Here is an 18,693-nt window from a genome sequence, read left to right as displayed (position 1 = left end):
TTTAAATTGGTCTTGCAAAAATTCAAATAAAGCCGTATTTTTGTAAGACAAATGCGAAAGTAGCTCAGTTGGTAGAGCACAACCTTGCCAAGGTTGGGGTCGCGAGTTCGAATCTCGTCTTTCGCTCAAAATAAAAGCTTCCAAAATTTGGAAGCTTTTATTTTTTCAGGGGATTTTAAACTACTTCTCTCCCAAGCGCATAACTGCTGGTGTAAAAAAGGATAATATACCTACGACCATCATCAATATTCCTGCGATCACAAAAGCATGAGCAACTCCAATAACATCTGCAATAAAACCGGTAAAAAGTAGTCCAACGACACTTGGTAAAATAGCAAGACTAAAATAAAGTGAAAACACACGTCCCAACATTTGCGGGGCCACCTCTTCTTGTATAGTGGTCATAAATGAGGCAGAGAATAGCGACATCGCCACACCCCCAATTCCGGTCACCACGACAAATGGAATAAACCAGGTGGCAGGAAACCATCCTGAAAATGCAAATGTCAATCCCAACACGATGTGCATGGTATTGATCATCATCACTTTCGAGAACTGAACCCTAAATGCACTCAATAAGCCACCTCCGACTAACATACCGACACCCCAGATAATTTCAATCACGCTCATCTCCCATTTGCCACCATTGAAATGACCAATGGTCAGCAAAGGAAACATAATGGCTATAGGCATCACACAAAAAGTGGCAATCATCGCATATAAAAACAATAAACTCAATCCACGATTATGATAGATGGCTTTCATACCTTGTTTCAAATCATCCCAGACCTGTGCAATCGACAAGGTAGACTCTACCGATAGATGTGGTATGGTCACAAAGAGTAAGGATATAATGGCTACAGCAGCACCAATAACATCGAGATAAAGCACTTGGGAAATTGAAAAATAAGTAATGGCCAATGTACCTAGCGCAGGCCCTGCGATACTACTTACCGACTGGAGCATCTGATTAATCCCTGATACACGCAAGAGCTTATCCTCGGGAACCATCAATGGTGCTATAGCTTGCATCGCAGGAGCATGAAAAGCAGATCCAATGGAGCGACATGCTAATAACAGATAGATCAAAGATAAGCCGACAGTTGATCCTTGAAGGACAAATGTCATGAGCAAAGTACAAAGCGCAATAAAAGCATCTGCAAAAATCATCACCTTTTTGCGGTCCCATCGATCGATAAAAACACCGACAAATGGACCGATCAATGCTTGAGGCAATAATCCAGCTATTCCGGCTAAAGCCAATACTTCTGCAGATTTGTGGGTTAAACTCAACCATACAATGACAGCAAAGTTAACCGCTGAACTGGTCAATAAGGATACAAACTGTCCAATCCAGATATAGAGATAGGTCTGAAACCAATTTTTCTTTTCCATAAAATAATTCAGTAAAATACAACTGTCAGTGATATTTCAATATCATTGACCCCATGAAACAAAAAACCTAATGAACGAAATTGTCCTCAGATTAGAAATAAAATGTTGTATATAAAGCGACTTTCATAATGGCACAAAAATAGAAAAAATTTAGCGATCCAGCCACATTTGAAAATCGGATGATTTATCTTCACTGACTATGACTTCAACTCCTAAAGGCAGGGCTGGTTGCAATTGCAGGCGAATACGGTTTCGTCCTACTTTTAACATATCCAAAATAGAATCAATATGTATAATAAATTTGCGATTGATCTGAAAAAAGAATTGTGGATCGAGCCGTGATCCAAGACCTGTAATCGTATCTTCCACAATAAACTGATCACCATCTTTGGTATAACCATAGAGCAATTTGTCTTCAGCCATAAAGTAAGCAATATCAACTGTTGGGATAGATTTTAACCGTATACCATAGCGCACCAAAAAACGACTTTTGTACTTGATATCATCTGTTTCTTGAACAAAAAAAGGTGTTATTTTATTCAAAGCTTCCTGTAGTTCCTCTTCATCATACGGTTTCAACAGATAGGCATACCCTTGATGTTGAAATGCTTTTAATGCATAATCTTCAAAAGCTGTTGTAAAGATAACAGGTACGTTGATTTTTACTTGATCAAAGATCTCAAAGCTGAGTCCATCACCAAGCTGAACATCCATAAAAATGAGATCGACCTCATTTTTAAGCAACCAATCAGCAGCTTCTCGCACTGTCGTTTTAACCGTAGATTCAAACTTTGTGGAAATCAGTTGGCTCAATTTTTCCAATAGACTTTCCGAAGCCCAATTTTCATCCTCTACGATTAATATCTTTTTAAACATGTGTTGAATTTATAAAAAAATCCCCATTCTTTTCAGAATGAGGATTGAATTTCACACAAAATGCGTTAATTTTATAAATCTGGATTATTCGAAATTGATTCTTTTGGATAACGAATTACATAACGGGGGTCATTTTCATTCAACTTGAACATCTGAGACTGATAGCTATGTATAATCTCCGGTCTTGTTGTACGTTTCAGATCATACCAACGCAATCCTTCCAAAGCAAGTTCTCGCGCACGTTCATCTAAGATATAAGTAATTAGATCTGCATTTGAAAGTATTACTAATTTTGCTTGAGCTGCTGTAAAAGCAGTTGCAGTTAATCTGTTTTTTAATAATATAGTCAACGCAGCAATAGCTTGTTCCTTTTGTCCCAATCTTGCTGTAGCTTCTGCTTTGATCAAATACAATTCTGCATTTCTAAAGGTGACGTTAAAACGATTATCTCCACCTTTTTTTGATACATAGTCTCCTCCAGATTTTTGAAAATAACGATTAACACGTAAGTCTCCTTCTTTAAATTTAGACAGAAAAGATGGATTAATATAGGTTGAACGTGAAACATTTGTTTTCCCGACCTCTTCCAACGCTTGGATCATTTCTTTGGATTCAAAGTCATTTGGCAATTTAGAAGTCGTATCATTCAGATTCTCTAAGTTTGCATTGATGGCTAAACCTCTATCAGCAGCTTTTGAAGCAAGTTCCCATTCGCCACGATATAATCTTAATCGTGCTTCAAAAGCTTCGTAAGCACGACGACTAAATCTGTATTTTACTTTGGTCTCTTGATCTGAAACCTGCATTAAAGCAGTTCCCTGATTCATATCCTGCAGTATCTGCGCATACACTTTTTCTACTGTTGACGGGGCAAACAACTGCTCTAAGTCTACTTTTATCGAAATCGGAACACCGCGATCTGTTGAAGCTGTAGCTGCATTAAAGTTAGTGGCATAGGTATTTAAAAGTTCGAAGTGTGCATATGCACGTAATAAATACGCTTCTGCCAGGATTTGTTTTACGGCATCTGTATCTCCAGCTTTATTTTTTGCTTCAGCAATGATGTGATTGGTATAAAAGATACTTTTGTATATCGTCTCCCACGCCATTGGCAGAGTATTTTGATCAGAATTTTGATCTCTCCATAGATACAGATCTTTTATCTGAGCAATATCTGTAGAATATTCATCTAAAAATAATTCGTCTGTGCGTAAGTTTAATAATGCCTTATGAGCAGGGTAAGCTTGATATGCACTTACCATCAAAGCTCTAAAGTCTGCTTCAGTAGTAGGAACTACTGTTCCCACTGGTTGTATATCTAAATATTTGTTGCAAGAAACAGCTGTTAAACCTACAGCTAACAATGCGATATATATTAATTTTTTTTTCATGGTTTTCTACTTAAAATGATGCTGTTAAACCAAATGCAAATGATTTTGAGATGGGTTGCGCATAATTATTACCATAAGTTTCTGGATCAAAATATCCATCGTAGTTATTACCAAAAACAAACAGGTTACGTCCTTCTATATTAAAGCGAATATTGGATGCCTGAACTTTACTAGCAACTGACTTCGGTAAAGTATAACCCAAACGAATACTGTTGACACGTAAATAACTCATCTTTTTAGACCAGATATCTAAATATTTAAAAGAATTAGATGGATCATTATCATTCATCCAGCTGTAGGCCATCCAACGGTCTGTAACTTCAGCATTAGTCGATCCGATTGCAATAAATTCTTTCGAACCTGGAGTTAATGCCTGCAAGACATCTTTGGTATAATTTGAACCTCTGTCTACGATAGCTGGATTGTAAGTTGGGCTACGACGCATCCACTGATCGATATTGAAAACTACAGAGACAGCTAGATCGAAATTAGCATAACGAAACCTGTTGGTCATACCACCCACAAATTTGGGGTCAAGGCTACCTTTATATTTGAATTTATTCTGAAACTCCCTATTTGTAAGTGGCGATGATACCAGATAACCTGGCATAAAATCGGCATAAGGATCGTATAATTGATAAAAATCTTCATACGACACAACAGCCCCCTGGTCATTGTAAAACTGTGGCAATCCATCGGCATCTAAACCTGCTGTCTCAATGACATACATAGCATTTATCGGGTAGCCGGCACGCGCGTCTACATTATAGGCTTTTGGATTAGCCATTACACGCTTCAACTTATTGCGGTTCTGCGCAATATTAAAATCTGTTGACCAGCTAAAACGATCACGAACAATATTTTGACTGCTGATCGATAATTCTATACCATCATTATTTACTGATGCCCAATTTCGGGATACATTGGGGAATCCATTTTCTAGAGGTAAATCACTAGTACCGATCAGATCTGTTGAAGTACGATAATAATAATCTACCGTAAATTGTACTCTATTTTTTAAGATTCCAAAATCAAGACCAGCATTCCACGATTGTGTACGCTCCCAACGTAATTTATCATTAGCAGGTGCATTGACCACAATATTTTCTTCACTTGTTCCTGGCAACAGACTACCATTACCATATTCACCAATAATAAAAGGGTAGGTATTACGATCTATGTTTCCTTGTATTCCATAGGATCCACGGAATCTCAGATTCGAGATCCATTCTTTATCTTTCAAGAAATCTTCTTCCTTTGCATTCCATGAACCTGATAAGGACCATATCGGCAAGAATCTATATTTCGGATCTACTCCAAACATATTCGAACCGTCGTAGCGAATACTACCATGCACATTATATTTACGATCGTAACTGTAAGAAGCATTCGCATAAAATGATGCATAAGAATTTTCCCCTATTGCTTTTGAATATTGTCTAAATCTATTATCATTAAAATAATTATTATTAGGGAATATAATATTTTCATTAGTCAATGTCTTTGGGTTAAAACCAAACCCACGTGTCATTATCCCGGTGTTTTTTGACCTTCTCAATTCTGTACCTGCCATGATCTCAATATCATGGTGATCGTTAAAATTACGGGTGAACTGCGCAAAAGATTTCCAGTTGTATTGAAAAATACTGTTTTTATCATTTTGTATCGTTCCACCATCAGGAAGGAAATATTTATATTTTTTTGAAACACTATCGTAATAACGAGTTTGTTCTCTAAACTTTCTTGTGTTATAGCTTTCTTTATCCGCGAAACGCTCCGTTCCTGATTCCTCAAACTGTAAACCTAATTCAGTACGTAGCGATAAAGAAGGAAGTACCTGATAGGTGACATTTGCTATTGCTTTTAAACTTTTGTTATTTAAATTATAGCTTGTATTTGTACGTTCCTCAAGCGCATTAAAAGGCACATAGGTATCTTTTGCATACCCTTCAATATCGGGATCATACATATAGTTCCCTTGTACATCTCTAGGCATTAAATACGGATTGACTGTACGTGCGTAGGTATTTGGATTAGTAAAAGCATCACGATCTTGAATGAAGTTATTACGATCTGTAGATGATCCTAATAAATTAATACCTGCTTTCAATTTATTACTGATTTTAAAGTTATTATTTAAAGTCAGTGAATAACGACGCATATCAACTCCTTTTGTTGTTGCTTTTTCATCGTAAAATCCTCCCGACAAGTAAAAATCGTGTCCATCAGATCCACCAGATATCGCTGCTGTATATTGTTGATTTAATGCTGTACGGTACAATTCGTCGCCCCAATTATGATTTTGATTGCGCAATTGACTGATCGCGTCTTGTGTTGTTTTAGAAAGACCTGTCAATCCATATTGACGATAAGCATCTAATTCATTATTGGCACTCAATAAACGTGCAATAGCACCACGGTCTGCTCGATAAGTCAGATCAGAGCGATTGGCCAATCCTAATTCAAAATCAACCTTTTCTGATGCGTTCATCAGGTTGAGTTTAGTAAAATCAGGTTTTTGAGTAACGAAACTGTTTGCAGATACAGAAACCTGTGTAGGTCCCTTTTTACCTTTTTTAGTTGTAATCACGATAACACCATTTGCAGCTCGAGCACCATAAATGGATGTTGCCGCAGCATCTTTCAATACGGTAATATCCGCAATATCATCTGGGTTGATCCCTGCAATCGGTAAATTAGACAGATTGTTCAAATTATCTTTATCAAAAGTATTTGGCAATGCTGTTCCTTCGATCGGCAAACCATCGATTACCCATAAAGGATCCTGCGTTCCGTTTAAGGATACAGTACCACGTATACGAATTTTTGGAGCACTATTTGGCCCGCCATTTAGATTACTTAACTGTAAACCTGCTACCTGTCCTTCCAATAATTGGTCAATACTCGATACTCCTGTTTGCTTGATATCGTCTAATTTCAGCTTATTATAAGCGGTCGTGTTTTTGACCTTACTGATATTGGTATACCCTGTTACGATCACTTCTTCCAAAGCCTTATCCGTAGCTTCCAGAAAGATTGTGTTGTATACCTTTGCTACCTGGACTTGCTTATTTTGGTATCCAACAAAGGAAACTGTAAAATATTTAACGTCCGTCGGCACAGTTAAAGTAAAATTACCAGCGTTGTCGGTCACTGCTCCCAATGCAGATTGTTGTATTTGACCAACTACGCCCGTAGATTCTCCAACTGCAGTGCTTTCAATAAAAACGGTAGCACCTAATATCGGTGATTGCGTTTTGCTATCCAACACCTTTCCTTTTAAGGTTATCGTTTCTTGTGCATACGAAGTAAGTTGCACGCAAGAAAAGACGACAAAGAGTAAGAATTTGTTCATTTGTTTTTGATATATAGATTTAGTTATTTACTCATATTTAAAGTACTATTAATCCGCATTAATAGGTCTTGGTAATGTGCTTGAGTGGTAAAATCTCCTGATGATTGTGCTGCTTTCAACAGCTTTTGGATCTGAATAAGTTCAGCACGTTTCACAGTCAACATTTCAGCGGTTCTACTCATACCTGAAACATGTACATTCCGTAAATGAGATTCATCAGTAGCAGCATGTGTTGTGCCGTGTATCGGACAAAAAGTTGGCTTGGCTGTTTGCATAAATTGGTCCACAAAAGATAATTTCTTTGTGTTTAACTTATCCATACTTTTATTATTGGTAACCAATAAAATATCAATATAATTTTGCTGCAACATACGTGCATCGATATCTAAGTTTTGCTTTGCTATCGTTTGTGCAAAAATATCTTGACGCAGTGCTTTCAAAAATTCTTCTACACTCCAAGCTTGGCTACGTCCAAATAATAATTCCATCTCTGTCATACGCAATAAGCGTTGGTCTTGAAGCAAATTATACAATAAACTGTATTGAAATTCCCTTTTTAATGTATAGGGTGCATATTCAAAAGATCCAATTGGGCTATCTTTTAAAGGAAAAGTTTTTGTCATTATTTCCTTACGGAACAACCATTCTGGCAATGTAAAAACATGTTCTTTCAAATAAGCCAATGCTTCTATTTGTGTCTGACGCGGTACTGGTGCATAAGCATCTTTACCATCTCCTAAAACAGGGTTATTTAAGTAGATACCTCCAATATTATTAGATACATGATCGGCATAAGTATACCACTGACCAATAACAGCCATATACAATTTACCTGCCTTATAATAATCTTGGCCTGAAGTCGTTGTCCAGTTAATAATTTGTGGCATAATGCGTTTCAAATTTTTCAAACCATAGGTTCCTGCAAGCATCGCATTATCGCCTAAATCCTCAGATTGTGATCTTGGATCAATTGTATTTTTAGGGTCTTGTTGTTCCCCATACCAATAATAAGGGTTGTCTTGCTTGGATTCGATTTCTTTTTTCAACAAAGGAAGTTCTTCCCACGCTGTTTTATTTGGGTACCAACGATAAGCCCATGCAATGGCATATTTATCATACAACCCGATCACTGGTGTGATGGCTTGTACCTGGTCTTCGGGCTGTGCAACATAATTAAAACGAGCATAATCCATTATGGATGTTGCCGTACCGCCCATCTTTTGTGTAAAAGATGCCGACCGCAAAGAGTCCACTGGAAAGCCAAAAGAAGAACCCATATTATGTTTCAGCCCTAAGGTGTGACCGATCTCATGTGAAGACACAAAACGAATGGCATGCGCCATTTTTTCGTCTGAAAATATATTACCACGGACTGTTGGGTCAATAATACCAGTCTGTACACGCATCCATGAGTTTAATGCGGTCATCACATTGTGCCACCAGATAACGTCTGCTTCTAGAATTTCACCAGTACGGGGATCTACAACGGAGGGTCCCATCGCATTAGCCTGTGGAGATGCAGCATAGGTTATGGCAGATGTATTGGCATCATCCATATCAAAATCCATTCCTTTAGGAACTTCTTTTGCAATGATCGCATCTTTAAAACCAGCTTCTTCAAAGGCTTTTTGCCAATCGTGTACTCCTTCGATGATTTGCTGACGCCATTGTTGCGGAGTAGCTGGATCAATATAGAAAACGATGGGTTTCTTAGGCACAACCAATTCACCTGCTAAATAACGTTGTACATCTTCTTCACGAGGTTCTAGACGCCAACGGGTTACGAGTTCCCGCTTCTCTAACTCTTGCTGTTTATCTGAAAAGTACCAACGAGGAGTCGTAAAATAACCTACCCTTGGATCTGAGAACCGGGGTTTCATGGCATTCTTTGGCAGCTCTAATATATTACACGTTATCGTCAAACTAATGGGAATCGATTCATTTCCTTCTGTTACTCGAGTCGATAAAACGGAACGGATGACAATATTATTATCAAATGATTTCATTTGATCGATGATAGATAAGGCAGTCTTTGGTGATGTGCCTAGACCAATATTGGTAAATACATCATTGAAACTTTTTTCCGTACCATCGAATACTTTATTGACTTTGATAATGACCGAAGAAGAATCCTTATTATATCCTTCGATTTTGAATGATTCAATGAAAGATGGTGTAAAATTATCAGCTACTGAACGCGCTATCGCATCTTCTTTGGGAACTTCAACCTGTGGCTTGATTTCACTAGCCCAAATTTCTTTACGTGCTTTTTTCAAAGAAAAACGAATAACTTTATTTTCGTAATTCATTCCCTTATTTAAACCGGCTTCGTTCAATGCTAATGGTACTGAAGAGATTTTATTGATCAATAAAAAATCTTGATCTAGTTTTTCTATAGGTATCTCAAAAAAGAAATCTTTTTCTTTATTAATAACATTAAAAATCCCACTGTCTATTTTGGCATTTTTCAAAAACTTATCGTATACCAATGCCGAATCCTTTTTTGTGGAATCAGCGACAACATCTTTCTTTTTACCTAAGCCTAATGGACTGAGCAGTTGACAAGAATTTAGGATAAAAATGGAAAAGAAACTTAAGCTTGCTAATGCCGAATTTCTTTTGAAAGGCAGATTATTCATTTGTATTAAATTAATATAGGACTCATAGATATAGGGTGGTGAAGATGCCAATATATTATCGTTCCAAAAAGCGAAACCGAGTGAAGGCGTTAATTTCAGGAGTGAATCCGCAGTAATACTAGAAGAATAGTCTAGCGCTATTAAATTATTATTTTAGCTTTATTGACTATCGATATGAATAAAGGGCAGGTAAACTATAAAATCTGTTTCATTATGCTGTATTTCAAAACCTTGTACCTGATAAAAATCATAGACATGTGCGATCATTTGCGTACCATATCCTGCCGAATCTATATCTGGATTTTTTAACAACACCGTGTTTCGAACTACGAGTTGGCCTTGGGTTTCAATAATGGAGATCGACAGAGGTTTTTCCTTATTGAGTTCATTATGCTTAATAGCATTCTCTATCAAAATCTGCAGACTAAAACGGGGAATATGTAAAGTCATCGCTTCTGGCGAGATATTAATTTCTAGAGGTATTAACGTATCTACAAAACGAATCTTTTGCATAAAAAAATATTCTTCTGCAAGCACAACTTCTTCTTTGATAGTCGCCAATCCGGATTCATCACGACTTAAAAACTTACGGTATACTTTTGCCATTTTACCAACGAATGTCTTTGCTTGAAGTGGGTCTTTACCGATCAATTGCTGCAAAGAGCCCAACGCATTGAAGAGAAAATGTGGGTCGACTTTTCTCTTTAAATTTTCAAAACGCAGCAATGCATCTTCTTTTTGATACTCCAAATTCCTCAACGTCAACTGTTTTGCTTTTCTATTTTGCCAATCAATCAAAAATATAAAAAGTAGCATCGTAGCAATACCTAAGGCTCCCAAGAGAAATGCTGTATTGCCGATATCGCGAACTTCATCTGCTGTCATAAGCAAAACGACGTTTACAAAAAATTTACTATCTGAAAATATACCGTTTAATTTATATTCTTCCAGCAACACCTCTAATCCTAGATGATCCGAGAGGATCACACTATCTCTAATCGGATAGCTCATTATAGCTTCTTTTCTTTTTTTCCCGATATGGGTTAGATCAGGATGCATAATACATATCCCATGATCATCATATAGTTCAAAATAAGCCCGCATTCCTATGTTTTGATTTGCTATATAAGTATTGAATTTATAGAGATCTAAAATCAATTGTAGAACACCTTTATTCGTTTTAATATGAATCCGCAAATACATGCCATTTTCACCTTGAATAAAGGTTGCTGATGTGATATCTTCAAATAATTTCGTCTGAATAAAAATGGAATCTATAACACTTTTATCGTTGTACCATGTTAATTTTTTTGAATAAACTCCCGATTCAGATTTCCAGTAGGAATAAGCAACAAGAAATTGTTTAACGCTGTCTTGTTCAATGAGCTTATTCATAAACTCTTGCTGTCCTTCATCTGCTGCAAGTCCCATTAAGTGAAAAATACGATCAAAATCATCAAATTCTTTTTGAACAAGTTCTGATTTTTCCAATGACACCTCCTTTAAAATACGCCTATTCAACCGCTCTAATCGTTGATCAATAACACGAAACATGATGATATATATCGACACAACAAAAATAAGTGCCAATCCTAAGATGAGTATTCTGTTACGTGTAAAAGAAATAGAAGCCATAACGTATTTATTCAAAAATCATAAAAAATAAAACAACAATTAACCTTTTGAACATCAAATGAACCCCGCATCACTATATATTTGAAAATTTTCTAGGGGAAATAAAAAAAAACCACTAACTTAAAGAATTAAAGCCTCAAAAGCACTTCATTATGAAAATTTACAGACCTAAAATCTATGGAGGAACCTATATTTGGTTACTGATTATCCTTGCTATCTTTATTTTCAATTCTTATGGAAATATTAATAAAGGACTTTATTTAGGGGCCCTATTATCAACCGTATTTCTTGGTTTCATCTGGTACGTTGTTTTTATATTTCCAAGATATAGTATTATAGATAAATCCTTGAATTTGAATAATTTTTTAGAAAAAAAGACGATTTCAATCCCTTCTATCCGAAAAATTGAGCGAAATCAAACTAGAGGACTTTACCCTTTTTTTAATCCGTATCAAAAGGGTCTCGTCGTACACTTTAATATATATGATGATGTCTTTATCAATCCAAATTCCGAGGATACTTTTCTCCAGGAAATTTTAAAAGTAAATCCAACCATTGAAATTATTTCATAGTAAAAGCGTTTGAATTAGAGTTCAAACGCTTTTTTATAGATAGAGCAATATAGGGAGACCTATTTGCTTGTTAAACTTTCTTCAACTAATTCTTCTACATATCGACGAACAACATCATTTGAAAAACGACTTGTCACATCAAATGCAAATGCATGTACCAATAAAATACGTGCTGCCTGTTCTCCAATACCTCTCGCTCTTAAGTAGAACAATGCATCATTGTCAAACTGTCCAATGGTACAACCATGTGAACACTTCACATCATCAGCGAAAATTTCTAACTGAGGTTTTGTATAAACTGCTGATTTATCGGAGATCAACAAATTATTATTTTGTTGAAATGCGTTTGTTTTTTGAGCATCTTCACGTACAAAAATCTTACCGTTAAAAACAGCTGTTGACTCGCCTTGCGTAATGTTTTTGTACCATTCGTAAGATTCACAATGCGGTTTCATATGGTCGACTTCCGTGTGGTTATCCACCAATTGCTTATCATCTGTCAAGTTGATACCATATAGATGACTTTCGACATTTTCAGCATCAAGACGTACATTGATATTATTTCTAATAAAAGATGCGCCAGGGAAGTTACAGTTATAATTGTTGTAAAGACTATACTTCTCTTGATATACTTCGGTATGATTGAAATAATGACTGACAGCTTCTGCTACTTGCAAATAATAATGTTGCATTTTAGCGTTTTCCTTAATCACGATCTCTGAAACTTTATTTTGAATGTTTTTAGCAGCACCTTCAGCAGTCATATAGGACTCGATAATTTCTACTTCAGCATTGGCATCTACGACAATCAAATTACGTGTTTGCGAGAAGAAATCTTCTTGACCTGTCGCAACATGAATAATATGAATTGGTTTTGATAAAATTGTATTTTTTGCTAACGCAATAAAAACACCATTTGTATAACCTGCAGTATTTAATGCTACGAAAGTGTTATTAGCTTTATCGGCATGCTGTGCAAAATTCGCTTTAAAAGCAGGCTCCTCTACAGCATCTTCCATAGGTTTTACAATAAGACCGTTTTCCTCCTCTAATGAGGAGAATGAAAGCATGTATTGACCGTTAACTAATACGATACGGTGGGCATCCAAGTTTGGAATTTCGCCAGCACTAAAATCTAATCCTTCAATATCCACATCCGAATTCAATACATATGATTGATCGATAAGCTTATGAATATTGGTGTATTTCCATTCTTCATCTTTCACAGTAGGAAAGCCAACTGCCGAAAAGCGATCAAAAGCTTGTTGACGTATCGTCGACAAAAAAGCAGGCTCTGCCACTTGCTCTTGAAAACTGTTCAACACTTGTTGAAGTAATGATTCTGAAACTAATGTATTCATTTTATATTTTAATCAAATCGCTTTAAAAACTCTATTCTTTCACAAGATTTAGGGTGATTATGCGTTTTGTGCGTCTAATTCTTTTAACCAATCGTAACCTTTTTCTTCTAATTCTAAAGCAAGTTCTTTAGGACCAGATTTCACAATACGTCCGTTGTATAATACGTGCACGACATCAGGCACGATATAATCTAAAAGACGTTGGTAGTGAGTGATCACTACAAAAGCATTATCTTTAGAACGCAATTGATTCACACCATTGGCTACGATACGTAATGCATCAATATCCAAACCTGAATCTGTCTCATCTAAAATAGATAATTTAGGATTTAACATCGCTAGTTGGAAAATCTCATTACGTTTCTTCTCACCCCCTGAAAATCCTTCATTTAATGAACGATTTGCCAGATTAGCAGAGAATTCAACCAATTGTTGTTTTTCTTTAACCGTTTTTAAGAACTCTTTTGCTTCCATTGGAGGCAATCCTTTATATGCACGAATATCGTTAACCGCGGTCTTCAAGAAGTTAATGTTTGATACCCCTGGTATTTCGATTGGATATTGGAAAGCTAAAAATAGACCTTCACGAGCACGATCTTCTGGAGACAAATCCAATAGATCAACATTGTCCAATAAAGCTTCACCTTCAGTTACTTCGTACGCATCACGACCAGCTAAAACATTTCCCAAAGTACTTTTACCAGCACCGTTTGGACCCATGATTGCATGAATTTCGCCTGCTTTTACTTCAAGATTTAAACCCTTTAAAATTTGTTTGCCGTCTACAGACGCGTGTAAATTTTTTATACTTAACATTTCTTTATTAGTATTGTGTATTGCCTCAAGTGCTATCAGCTAGCCACTTATGATGCAACTATATTTTTTATATCTATCCTACTGAACCTTCTAATGAGATTGCTAATAATTTCTGAGCTTCTACAGCAAACTCCATCGGCAACTGATTTAGCACTTCTTTTGCATAACCATTAACGATAAGTCCGACTGCTTTTTCAGAGTCAATACCACGTTGATTGAGATAAAAGACTTGATCTTCTCCTATTTTTGAAGTCGTTGCTTCATGCTCTAATGTTGCTGTATTATTACGATTCTCGATGTAAGGGAAAGTATGTGCACCACAACGATCTCCAATTAATAAAGAGTCACACTGTGTAAAATTTCTTGCATTATCTGCATTTGGACCAATTTTCACCAAACCTCTATAGCTGTTGTGGCTTCTACCTGCAGAAATCCCTTTAGAAATAATTTTTGATTTCGTATTCTTTCCGATATGGATCATCTTGGTACCTGTATCTGCTACTTGCATATTACGGGTCATCGCTACGGAGTAAAACTCACCAACTGAATTATCGCCTTTCAAGATTACACCCGGATATTTCCATGTGATTGCGGAACCAGTCTCTACTTGTGTCCAAGAGATCTTACTGTTGTCACCTTTACAGATACCGCGTTTTGTAACGAAGTTAAAGATACCACCTTTACCATCTTTATCCCCAGGATACCAGTTTTGTACGGTAGAATATTTTATTTCAGCATCTTTTTCAGCGATCAATTCTACAACTGCTGCGTGCAATTGATTTTCATCACGCATAGGCGCTGTACAACCTTCTAGATAAGAAACATATGCTCCTTCTTCTGCTACGATCAAAGTACGCTCAAATTGACCTGTATTTTGTGCATTGATACGGAAATAGGTAGATAATTCCATTGGACAACGGACGCCTTTCGGTATGTATACAAATGATCCATCAGAGAATACAGCAGAATTTAAGGCTGCATAAATATTATCAGTTTGAGGAACAACTGTACCTAAATATTTTTTCACCAATTCGGGATGTTCCTGAACAGCTTCTCCAAAAGAACAAAAGATCACACCTTGCTCCTTTAGTTTTTCTCGGAAAGTCGTTTTCACAGATACCGAATCAAATACAGCATCTACAGCAACCACACCAGCTAATATTTTTTGTTCATCCAATGGAATCCCAAGTTTAGCAAATGTAGACAGCAATTCTGGATCTACCTCGTCTAAACTATTTAATTGCGGTTTCACCTTAGGTGCCGCATAATAAGAGATGCCTTGAAAATCAACTTCAGGTAATTCAAAATTTTGCCATTTCGGCATTTTTAAGGTCTGAAAATGACGGAATGCTTTCAATCTCCACTCCAATAACCATTCGGGTTCATTCTTCTTTGCTGAAATAAAACGCACAGTGTCTTCTGTAAGACCAATTGGTGCAAAATCCATTTCGATGTCTGTTGTGAACCCGTATTTATATTCTTCGAGCTCCAGCTCTTTTAGTAAATCGTCGTCTTTAGTACTCATAGTTCGCTCTCACGTTTAAAAAATTGCATTCAGGTAAAACCCACAATCTTCTGAACGACAAAGTTACGATTTACCTGCCAATAAAACGTTACTTTTAGCAGTTTAGAACCTCATTTTGATTAAAAAAGTGACAAAAGTCACTTTCTGGGCGTTATAAGCTTAACGGATATCACTTTTTTACAAACAAATGATTTGTCATAGCAAAAATCTATACATATACATGTAAAATATAGTTAATAACTATATAAAAAATTAAAAATCAAAAACACTCTTCATGACCAAATTAAATTTGGAACAATTGTGTATATTTACAGAATATCACCAATAAAAATAGTTTAATATGCCATTTTTGCCAGATAAAACAGACTTAAAAATTCTTAAGTTATTGCAAGAGAACGGACGCATTACGAATTTGCAATTAGCATCTAGTATTGGTCTTTCTCCAGCTCCGACTTTAGAACGCGTTAGAAAACTTGAAAATTCGGGATTTATAAAAAGTTATCATGCTTTTGTGGATGAAGAGAAATTAGGTTTAGGAATCAAATCGTTCATACAGATATCTTTAGATTTTCACACCCATAATGCTATTCCAGAATTTGTTTTGGCCGTGAAAATGATTCCGGAGGTCACAGAATGTCACCACGTAACAGGCAGCTGTGATTTTATGCTTAAGGTATATGTAAAAGATATCAAAGCTTATGAAGCTGTTATCATGGAAAAAATCGCCAAGATTCCTTTTGTGAAAACCTTTCAAACGATGATGATCATGTCTACCAGTAAGAAAGAACCTATTATTCCATTAGAATATTAAAAATAATTTCAAAAGCAATTGCTACTCATAGTAGCCTATTGGCTTGAGGTTAAAATAACCAGGAGAAAATGTTGATAATCATTAAAATGCTGGTTTAATAGTTCTTAAACATTCCTGATAGCGAGCGGTTGCATTCCATTACATCCCGATAATTAATGGATCGAAAATACAAAAGCAAGATGTGATCGCCAATCTCATCTTGCTTCATTTAAGCTATAGAGGAGATTGTGCAGCATAAGCCATGCATTTACCTCAATCAAACTGTTCAGCTTCACAGCTAAACAACATAAAAACTTCGCTCTTATATCCTTCACAGCTAGCATATCGCTCAGATCGTTGGCTATACGGTGGATGATACCAATATTATATGTATTCGAAGATAGTTTTAAATATAAAGTTAAAAAAATCAGCTCGTATACCTATTGTATTCACTTGATGGCGTTTAATATAAAAAATTCAGTATAAACAGATATTGAAAAGCAGGTTTTTATTGGTGACTGACAGGAATTGAAGAAGTCCGTTAATTTTATTTATTATCTTTACAAGACAGTTATGAGAGATCAGCCCACAACATATCATGATTTTGCCCTTATTTTATCTTGGCCCGATGCCACAATAAGAGGGGATGAAAAATGGATGATGTTTTTTAAAAAAATTGGCATTGTAAAAAATTTAAATTTTAAAGTTGGACATACCGGGGTTGTTCTTATTTCTGCTAAGACAGGTGAATTATTATACTACGATTTCGGAAGATACATCTCCCCACGTGGTTATGGCCGAGCACGATCTAAGGATTCGGATCCACTTTTAAATATTGATATCCAAGCAACATTTAAAAATGGCGATATTTCTAATTTAGAAGCGATAGCGTATCATTTTGAAAGCATGAAACCAGCGATGCAGGGTAGTGGAGAGTTATATTTTTCTATCGTGAAGGGGCTAAACTTTAAACAGGCTAAAAAATTTGCTGATTATTGGGTACGAAAAGGTTCTTATCCATATGGAGCTGTAGCAAAAGGAAACAACAACTGCTCGCGCTTCATTACCCGATTACTTTTTGCCTCTTCCAAGCAATTTTCATGGACTCATCCCATCAATTTCCCAGAAACGATCAAAGCAAGTCCAATAAGTAATTTGGTCAATTCGGCTGAAAATAAGATGATCTACAGCTACACACCACAACAGGGTTTACATAACTTCAGAATGTCGCGTGTCCAATCCCTCCTATTCTTGATCAAGAAGTTAAGTGAAAATGTATACAGCAATCGGGCTGCCTTATTGCCAGAAGACATCACGATTGGCAGTATGTTGCACAAACACAAGCCTTTACAAATTCCCGAAAGTGCTCAATATCTTGGAGGTGTAGGCGAGGGAGCATGGTTTGATTTCACTTTACTTAAAAACAACCAATTGCTCATTCAGCGATTTACCATCACAGGCATTTTTGAGTATGCCATCATAGGCGAAACTGAAGAAAGAATAAGAAGTTTAGAAGGCTTAAAAGTTACCTATGACAGTCATCTCATGGTCACACATCTCCTACAAAATCATAAAAAACTAAAAGTAAATCACCTGCATCATATTTCCACTGAGGAGTTACAATCCTTATTGGAAGAAGAAATGACTGCTTAGAGGATTTACAACAACTTCCAGTCTATGGCTTTTTCTCCATGCTTTTGTAAGAAAAAGTTAGCTTGAGAAAAATGCTTACAACCAAAAAACCCACGATAAACAGACAAAGGTGATGGGTGCACAGTATTCAAAATTAAATGCTTATTCGCATCTATTAAGTTCGTTTTCTTTTGTGCGTATGCACCCCACAGTAAGAACACAACAGCATCTTTCTGATCGGAAATTGCTTTTATGACTTGATCTGTAAATTGCTCCCATCCTTTCTTTTGATGTGAACCTGCCTGATGTGCATTGACTGTTAATGTCGCGTTTAATAACAACACCCCTTGTTGCGCCCAGTGAGATAAATCTCCTGATCGAGGTGTCTTAAAGCCTGGTATATCAGTTTCCAGCTCTTTGAATATATTTTTTAATGAAGGTGGCAGAGCAATACCATCTGGAACAGAAAATGCTAAACCATGTGCTTGCCCATCATTATGGTAAGGATCTTGGCCCAAAATAACAACTTTTAGCGAATCAAAACCTGTTAGTTTAAATGCATTAAAAACCAATTCTCGAGGCGGAAAAACACGTCCCTGATTTCTCGATTGTTGTACAAAAAATGAAAGTTCAGCCATATAGGGCTGATTTAAAAGTGGGCCCAAAATAGGTTCCCAAGATTGATCAAAACGTTTTCCCATACTTT

13 protein-coding genes and 1 tRNA gene are annotated in these 18,693 nt (G+C 36.3%); 4 read left to right on the top strand and 10 right to left on the bottom strand.

The window, feature by feature from the left end:
- Window positions 1-53: 53 nt before the first annotated feature.
- A tRNA-Gly gene (locus C8N37_RS06340) sits at window positions 54-126 on the top strand.
- A 54-nt stretch (window positions 127-180) separates the two neighbouring features.
- Here the strand turns inward: C8N37_RS06340 and C8N37_RS06335 are convergent.
- The 6 genes from C8N37_RS06335 to C8N37_RS06310 form a co-directional block, all read right to left on the bottom strand.
- Window positions 181-1,395 (bottom strand): MFS transporter, encoded by a 1,215-nt coding sequence (locus C8N37_RS06335; RefSeq protein ID WP_108158122.1) that lies wholly within the window; start codon window positions 1,393-1,395, stop codon window positions 181-183.
- A gap of 150 nt (window positions 1,396-1,545) precedes the next feature.
- Complete coding sequence (locus C8N37_RS06330; protein ID WP_108158121.1) at window positions 1,546-2,271, bottom strand: LytR/AlgR family response regulator transcription factor; 726 nt, start codon at window positions 2,269-2,271, stop codon at window positions 1,546-1,548.
- Between the two features lie 71 nt (window positions 2,272-2,342).
- A complete protein-coding gene (locus C8N37_RS06325) occupies window positions 2,343-3,662 on the bottom strand; it encodes a RagB/SusD family nutrient uptake outer membrane protein (RefSeq protein WP_108158120.1) in 1,320 nt (439 codons plus the stop codon).
- Window positions 3,663-3,672: 10 nt separating this feature from the next.
- Window positions 3,673-7,017 carry a SusC/RagA family TonB-linked outer membrane protein gene (locus tag C8N37_RS06320; protein ID WP_108158119.1) on the bottom strand — a complete coding sequence of 1,115 codons (3,345 nt, stop codon included), beginning with the start codon at window positions 7,015-7,017 and terminating at the stop codon, window positions 3,673-3,675.
- A 23-nt stretch (window positions 7,018-7,040) separates the two neighbouring features.
- A complete protein-coding gene (locus C8N37_RS06315; protein ID WP_108158118.1) occupies window positions 7,041-9,656 on the bottom strand; it encodes a zinc-dependent metalloprotease in 2,616 nt (871 codons plus the stop codon).
- 159 nt (window positions 9,657-9,815) lie between these two features.
- Window positions 9,816-11,291 carry a sensor histidine kinase gene (locus C8N37_RS06310; RefSeq protein WP_108158117.1) on the bottom strand — a complete coding sequence of 492 codons (1,476 nt, stop codon included), beginning with the start codon at window positions 11,289-11,291 and terminating at the stop codon, window positions 9,816-9,818.
- A gap of 152 nt (window positions 11,292-11,443) precedes the next feature.
- Here C8N37_RS06310 and C8N37_RS06305 point away from each other — a divergent pair, with 152 nt between their 5' ends.
- On the top strand, window positions 11,444-11,863 hold the full coding sequence (locus C8N37_RS06305; RefSeq protein WP_108158116.1) for a PH domain-containing protein: 420 nt from the start codon (window positions 11,444-11,446) through the stop codon (window positions 11,861-11,863).
- 59 nt (window positions 11,864-11,922) lie between these two features.
- Here the strand turns inward: C8N37_RS06305 and sufD are convergent, their stop codons facing one another.
- From sufD to sufB, 3 genes are all read right to left on the bottom strand, one after another.
- Window positions 11,923-13,224 (bottom strand): Fe-S cluster assembly protein SufD, encoded by a 1,302-nt coding sequence (sufD, locus tag C8N37_RS06300; protein WP_108158115.1) that lies wholly within the window; start codon window positions 13,222-13,224, stop codon window positions 11,923-11,925.
- A 57-nt stretch (window positions 13,225-13,281) separates the two neighbouring features.
- Window positions 13,282-14,040 carry a Fe-S cluster assembly ATPase SufC gene (sufC, locus tag C8N37_RS06295; RefSeq protein ID WP_021192429.1) on the bottom strand — a complete coding sequence of 253 codons (759 nt, stop codon included), beginning with the start codon at window positions 14,038-14,040 and terminating at the stop codon, window positions 13,282-13,284.
- Between the two features lie 73 nt (window positions 14,041-14,113).
- Entirely contained in the window at window positions 14,114-15,565 is a 1,452-nt protein-coding gene (gene sufB, locus C8N37_RS06290) for a Fe-S cluster assembly protein SufB (RefSeq protein ID WP_108158114.1), read from the bottom strand.
- Between the two features lie 340 nt (window positions 15,566-15,905).
- Between sufB and C8N37_RS06285 the strand changes: the two genes are divergently transcribed.
- Complete coding sequence (locus tag C8N37_RS06285; RefSeq protein ID WP_045753407.1) at window positions 15,906-16,376, top strand: Lrp/AsnC family transcriptional regulator; 471 nt, start codon at window positions 15,906-15,908, stop codon at window positions 16,374-16,376.
- A gap of 552 nt (window positions 16,377-16,928) precedes the next feature.
- Window positions 16,929-18,008, top strand: coding sequence for a DUF6695 family protein (locus C8N37_RS06280; protein WP_108158113.1), 1,080 nt, complete (start codon window positions 16,929-16,931; stop codon window positions 18,006-18,008).
- 5 nt (window positions 18,009-18,013) lie between these two features.
- Here the strand turns inward: C8N37_RS06280 and ung are convergent, their stop codons facing one another.
- Complete coding sequence (ung, locus tag C8N37_RS06275; RefSeq protein ID WP_108158112.1) at window positions 18,014-18,688, bottom strand: uracil-DNA glycosylase; 675 nt, start codon at window positions 18,686-18,688, stop codon at window positions 18,014-18,016.
- Between the last annotated feature and the right edge of the window lie 5 nt (window positions 18,689-18,693).

The organism is Sphingobacterium faecium (assembly GCF_003054045.1).
GTDB classification, from domain to species: domain Bacteria; phylum Bacteroidota; class Bacteroidia; order Sphingobacteriales; family Sphingobacteriaceae; genus Sphingobacterium; species Sphingobacterium faecium.
Note: the sequence above shows the minus strand (reverse complement) of the source record. Positions and strands in the feature narration are given on the sequence as shown.